The 6,167-nt window shown below is 31.0% G+C and carries 8 protein-coding genes; 5 read left to right on the top strand and 3 right to left on the bottom strand.

Features of this window, described 5'->3' with window-relative positions; all coding sequences use genetic code 11:
* Window positions 1–252: 252 nt before the first annotated feature.
* Window positions 253–810 (bottom strand): hypothetical protein, encoded by a 558-nt coding sequence (locus tag J4418_03985; protein MBS3113216.1) that lies wholly within the window; start codon window positions 808–810, stop codon window positions 253–255.
* Window positions 811–1,175: 365 nt separating this feature from the next.
* Between J4418_03985 and J4418_03980 the strand changes: the two genes are divergently transcribed.
* Genes J4418_03980 through J4418_03960 form a run of 5 tightly spaced genes read left to right on the top strand, consistent with a single transcriptional unit; the run spans window position 1,176 to window position 4,904 of the window.
* On the top strand, window positions 1,176–2,624 hold the full coding sequence (locus J4418_03980; protein ID MBS3113215.1) for a hypothetical protein: 1,449 nt from the start codon (window positions 1,176–1,178) through the stop codon (window positions 2,622–2,624).
* The gene (locus J4418_03975) at window positions 2,617–3,060 is read left to right on the top strand and encodes a hypothetical protein (GenBank protein MBS3113214.1); all 444 of its coding nucleotides are present in this window, start codon (window positions 2,617–2,619) and stop codon (window positions 3,058–3,060) included. The genes J4418_03980 and J4418_03975 overlap by 8 nt, the downstream gene beginning before the upstream one ends.
* Window positions 3,057–3,659 (top strand): hypothetical protein, encoded by a 603-nt coding sequence (locus J4418_03970; GenBank protein MBS3113213.1) that lies wholly within the window; start codon window positions 3,057–3,059, stop codon window positions 3,657–3,659. Before J4418_03975 ends, J4418_03970 begins: the two co-directional genes overlap by 4 nt.
* A complete protein-coding gene (locus tag J4418_03965) occupies window positions 3,650–4,066 on the top strand; it encodes a hypothetical protein (GenBank protein MBS3113212.1) in 417 nt (138 codons plus the stop codon). Before J4418_03970 ends, J4418_03965 begins: the two co-directional genes overlap by 10 nt.
* Complete coding sequence (locus tag J4418_03960; GenBank protein MBS3113211.1) at window positions 4,056–4,904, top strand: hypothetical protein; 849 nt, start codon at window positions 4,056–4,058, stop codon at window positions 4,902–4,904. Before J4418_03965 ends, J4418_03960 begins: the two co-directional genes overlap by 11 nt.
* Window positions 4,905–4,958: 54 nt before the next feature.
* Here the strand turns inward: J4418_03960 and J4418_03955 are convergent, their stop codons facing one another.
* The gene (locus J4418_03955; protein ID MBS3113210.1) at window positions 4,959–5,819 is read right to left on the bottom strand and encodes a hypothetical protein; all 861 of its coding nucleotides are present in this window, start codon (window positions 5,817–5,819) and stop codon (window positions 4,959–4,961) included.
* Between the two features lie 132 nt (window positions 5,820–5,951).
* A partial coding sequence (locus J4418_03950) for a hypothetical protein (GenBank protein ID MBS3113209.1) occupies window positions 5,952–6,167 on the bottom strand: 216 nt, incomplete at its 5' end.

The raw sequence follows: 6,167 nt of genomic DNA, 5'->3' as shown, positions 1-6,167 counted from the left end.
AAATTAAAAATTATTGTTTTTATTGCATCCTCTCATCTCTGATAACATTATTTCTGTTTTTAAATGGTCTTCTTTTATATAGAGGCTAAGCAATAAGAATAAAAATTTCAGAATGTTTACAATCACCCCAATCAGGAGGATAATATCCCCGATTCTCTTCCAAATTTATTAAAGGCAACAAATTAAGACGTTTTAACTTCGCTATCAAGAAATCCACGTCCTTAACATGAAAGGAGTTAAGTTATGCGTAGTTCACGTTAAATCAATCATCTTATCACAAAATTGTGAAATCTCAGCTATCAATCTTTGATCGCTGTCTTCGTGCAATGCAACCATAACCCCCTGTATTCCCCATAACCTAATTTTCCCTGTTAAGAAATGTATGAATCTTAGCATAGTATTAGAATCATTATGTATACCCAAAGTACTTATTGAATCCACATACAAAAACTTTTCATAATCTTTGGTATGCACAATAAACTGATGCATTGCAATCCCGATATCAGTTAAAGATTTAGGCGAATCGATGTATACACAGTTAGGAGAATCAATGGATTTTCCACCTACTTCCTTGGTTATACAATCGATAAAGAAAAGGTTATCCAGCGAAATATTTGAAGACTTCAATTTGAGGGATAAATCATTAAACGGCCTGTTAACTGAGACATAACCGCCAACAACACCTTTTTGGGCGCTTAACATTCTCAAAAGTTCAAGATTGATAAATTCATAATTTTTTGTCGGCAACACAACTCCCACAATGAAATTTTTAGGTAAACTTTTCAACTCTTTTTTTAGTTTTTCTAACATATCCTAATTTAAAGTTTTACACCTATTTAAATTTAATTATATCAAAGACAATACCCACAAAAAAATCCACACACCGTAAGTTGTGAGTATTGTCAAAATCTACGATTTTGAGCACATATTAGAATCTTTGATTCTGAGCACGTTCATACATAGTCTGACGATCTGACATGAGTCCGATGTTTTGAACTTCATGTGTTAATGCGTTTAATTTATAGTAGTAAGCTAGGAATACTACAAAATCTCTGATTTTGCATACAAAAATAGCCATACTATTTTGAGTATTAAACCACTGAAGTAATAAAATGAAGACAACAAAACACTTATATATGTATAAATTAGCTTACTTATTTAAAAAGAGGCATATAATGGATAAAGCACAAGCTGCAACCGAAACTTTGATAATTTTAGCTATGGCATTAATAGTATTTTTAATAGTGTTTATGATTAATCAGCAAAATATTTCAAATGTTAATACTGATTTTGAAATAACTAAAGCAAGAACCGCGCTTGATTCCATAGAAAATGCCGCTAATTTAGTTTATCAACAAGGCGAAGGAGCTAAAGCAAGAATCTATGTGAACCTTCCCAATTCAGTTAAACAAATCAGCATCAATCAGCAAACAATAACAATGTTATTATATGGTCAGAAATCCGATATAACTGTTTATAGAAATTTGGATTATAATCTTAACGGGACTATTGATGCAACAATCGGTAATCAGTGGGTGCAGATTCAATCTTCCGGAAATACAATTAGCATAGGTAATTCTTCCATTGTAGCTGAAGATTTTTGCGGTAATTCAATCATTGAATCAGGTGAACAATGTGATTTATTGCAGTTAGGCGGCCAAACTTGTATTAGTCAGAGTTATGATTACGGCACTTTAGCATGTACTGGCTCATGTTTATATGATTATTCCGGATGTGATAATTATGTATGCGGCAATAATTTTATTGAAAGCATGGAAATTTGTGACGGCACAAATTTAACGGGTGAAACTTGTATAAGTCAAGGTTATAGTGGCGGAGATTTACTTTGTCAACCGGATTGTGATGCATTTAACTATTCAAATTGTACCGGTACTGATACCCATCCACCAGGTAGAGTTACAAATTTAACAAATCAATCCGTTGGTACAAATTGGATATATTGGACATGGACAAATCCTTCTGATGCAGATTTTAATTCAACAATTATCCATCTAAACGGAATAAATATTGTAAATACTTCTAATACTTATTATAATGCAACAGGATTGAACTCTGATTTTTTATACAATATTACGCTTAATACTAAAGATAATTCAGGAAATATTAACACTAGTGCAATTAGCAGTATTGTAAAAACAAACCCAATAATTCAAATAATCTTTTATGATGACTTTAACCGTGCAAACAGCGGAACAGTTGGTATTGCAACTCTCGGAGGAAGCTGGATAGAAACAGGTACAAAGTGGAAGATTTTAAACAATAGGGCCTATGCAACAAGATGTAATACTGAAGATAAGATAACTACTTCAAATATTGACTTATCCACATATTCAAAAGCTAATCTAACATTTGATTGGGAATATATAGACTTAGACGCGGGAGAATGTTCAAGTTTAGATTTAAATGATGGCGGTGGTTGGATTAGTGATATATGGACAGTTTGTGCTTCTGTTGCAAATGATGATTTATCAGGTTCTGTAACATTAAATCTTGCATCGTATATCTCGCTATCTTCAACAGTCCAGTTAAGATATGCTTGTGTAAGTAGCGCTACTTCAGAAAATCACTATATTGATAATGTAAATGTAACTGTTTATGGCTAATATAATAAAATTAAAAAATAGTGCGAGAAAAGCACAAGTTTCAGTAGAATTAACTATTATTATTTCTGTTGCATTAATCATGTTTTTATTCTTGTTTAAAACCGCATCTGACAAATCACAACAATTTCAAATATTTACAACTGATCAATATGCCAATGAAATACTCAATTTATTTACGCACGATTTTAATTCATTATATCTTTCCGGTGATGGCACTACCCAAGTAGTCTTTCTGCCTGAAACTTTAGCGAACAATATAGATTATTCTATAAACTTTTTTCCAGATTATCAACTCATTGAAATTAATTATTCTGATTTTGGTTTTAGAAAAACCCATTCTGCATTTTTAATAACTTCCCGAATTCAAACAAACCTGACAAATATACATGACCCAATAACCCTAGAAAATCAAAATGGTAAGATAATTATAAGATGAAACTCATAAAACTAAAATTTAAACATAAAAATGCCCAAATATTTTCAATTGATCTAATTTTTGCAATAACTTTGTTTATGGGAATTCTTTTAACTATAGCAACTCTTTGGAATATAATTAATGAAAAGATTATTTTTAAAAATGAGAGAGATAATTTTGAGATTACTGCAAGGAATATTTTATCATTACTTATTTTAACGGAAGGATATCCTTCAAACTGGTCAGAGGATGTCGATTCAATTGGATTAACCACTTCCTTAAGTCAAAACCAATATAATTCAACATATAAAAATAGAGCAAACGCTTTAGATAATAGGGGCGCATGGAACCTTGATGTGTCAAAGATAAATCAATTAATAAACATGAACTATACGATCTCAAAAAAATATTTAGGACTGTTTAACCCTTATGAAAATTATTATTTGGTCCTATCATTATATGAGGGTGAGTCGTTTCAGAAAATGTATACAATTGGGATTTCACCTTATGCTAACACTACACAAGTTATTAATCATAATAGATTTGCATTATTAAATAATGTTCCTGTATATGTTAATTTAAAAATATGGAAAGAATGTGAGGAGGGATTATGCAATTAAATAAAAAAGCAATATTATTTACAATAGATGCATTATTTGCATTGATGTTATGTCTAAGTTTTTTTTTATATATCAATTACTATTTTTTTAGTAATGACGGAAATCCCTATGCTCAATATGACTTATTGAAAGTATCAGAAGATTATTTAACTATCCTGGAAAAATCAAATTCACTTTCCTATATTCTTAACTCCGGAAATTTAACTTATATGCGTGATTATATTGATACATTGTCTGTTAATTATTGCGCAAACCTCACAATTCTTGATTCAAGTAACGTCCCGCAATATTCTGTTTCTAAAACTGGTTGTTTAAATAGCGATCAATATGTCATCTCCAGAAGAGTATTTATTAATAACCTGGATCCTTACATGGCAAATATGAAGGTTTGGTATTATGCAAAATAAAAAAGGATTTTTATTTACATTGATAACATTTTTACTTATGTTTTCAATTTTAATATTTGCAAAATCATACCTGCATAATCAAATAAGTTTATCTGAGTCAATAGTTAGAAGTAACTCATTTTCACGATTGTTTTATATAGAAAATGATATACTTTCAAATACTTTTTATGAGCTTCTAAAGGTTAGGTTAGATTCAATTACTCGTTCCAGTGATGTGATTATTCGGTTTAATCATTCAGAACTATCTCACGCTGTAGCTTATGAAACAGTGGCATCAAACTATAAAGATTATATTGAAAATACTTATTCTTCTAAAGTTAATTTGGACATTGCACTTGATGGATTTAATAACAGTTTCGTAATCCGTCCATATAATACTAGATTCTTAATTGATGGCCAAAATCTTTATCTATTTTTTTCACCACCTTACGCCAGTATTAATTCAATATCTATCTATGCTGTAACTAATTCCGAAAGGATGGGCAACTGTGACAGTCCAATTGGTGATGGTTCGGGCACATTAATTACCCAGACATTTGAAGATAAAACTGGTTGGACATGCACTAATTCTAAACTTTTGAATGCCATAGAAAATAACGGTAAACCTGATAAACAATTTTATTTAAGTCTTAAAAATCCTCCAGGAAGCATGGAAGTTAAATTTGGCCAGGTTAGCGGTGTTAATGGAGTTCTAGCGATATTGACTTCTAATTCTCATGTTAATATAACAGAATTAAGTTTAACATATGATTTAGATCCAAATAAAGTTTATCTTGAATCAGGTTCAATTTCAATTGGCAAAAATAAGACAAGCAAAATCATTTTGGCTCAAGAGTAAAAATAACTTCAATTTACTCTGTTATTCAAATTTAATCTATAATTATTTAATTTACTACTTAAACATATATTTCCATCCAAAAATTAAAAATGTGATTATAAGTATCTCTAACACAATTATACTTTGGGGCTGCCATTTATTTTTGCTGTTATTTGTTCCAGCAGGAACAGACAAAGGATTTAGTTCAGAAGAAATCTCAGGTTCTAGCGAAGTTTTTAAAACTAACCGCGGTTCTACTTTATAACACAGATGTGTAATCCCTGAACATTTTTCACCGATTTCACAGTCTTCATTTACCATACATTCAATTGTATTACTGGCACAATCTCTATCATCATTAATATTACACCCAGGAGCACAACAATTGTCTCCATTAATACAAGTTTTAACTAACCTATGCACACATTTTCGAGGTACCCCCTCACAAATATCAATCGTACAAGTCCTATCATCTAAACATTGTAAATCCGTAGTACATTCATTTGCTTCAGCTCTACTGCACTGATTATCAAGACAAACCTCTTCTTGAATTTTGCACCCGCAATCAGTACAACAAAATTCTCTTTCATGGCAAATGCCATCACCACATGAACCATATGTTGTGATGTTCACAAAAGCCGTCAAATTTCTATGGATATTTGTTTCATGCATATTTAACAGCATAATACTTACCCCATTTATCCATTCAAATTTTCCAAATATAATTGTACCATCTACTCCATCTACTAATACATACGCTTCATTAACTCCATCATCCCTCAAAGTGATTGATTTTCCATTAATTTTTAAAGGCACATTTTGCTGAAGTTCAAATTCTTCAGTGTTAATTTCAGACTCTTCCAGTTCTACAGCTGCAGAAACAAATGTGGCTAGCAACAATAATGATATTAAAACAAATGATGCCTCTTTTTTCATAATAATAATAATAATATAAAAAAGAAGTTTATAAACTTATCTTTGTTATAAAGGCGCTTAAAATTTTCTTTAATTTTGTTGATTACAATTTATTAAGAAATTATTAAAAAAATAAAAAAAACTTAACCAGTCCTAATTAGCGCACGTGCCTTCTAACTTAATACCGCCCCCGGTATATGTGTAATCAGCATTGGTCTTTTTATCAGTATATGTAATTGTCACATTGTAACTAAAACTCTGTCCGGCAGTGCATGACGCAGCTGCGCCACTATAAGTTTTAGTGCCTCCCGGCCCTAAAGTTGTTGTGCCGGCTTCAAAATCCACATCATTTATAGAAACAACAGTGAG

This window comes from Candidatus Woesearchaeota archaeon (assembly GCA_018303425.1).
In the GTDB taxonomy this organism is placed as follows: Archaea; Nanobdellota; Nanobdellia; order Woesearchaeales; family JAGVYF01; genus JAGVYF01.
The sequence above is the reverse complement of the archived record's forward strand: the minus strand, read 5'-3'. Positions and strand labels throughout refer to the sequence as shown.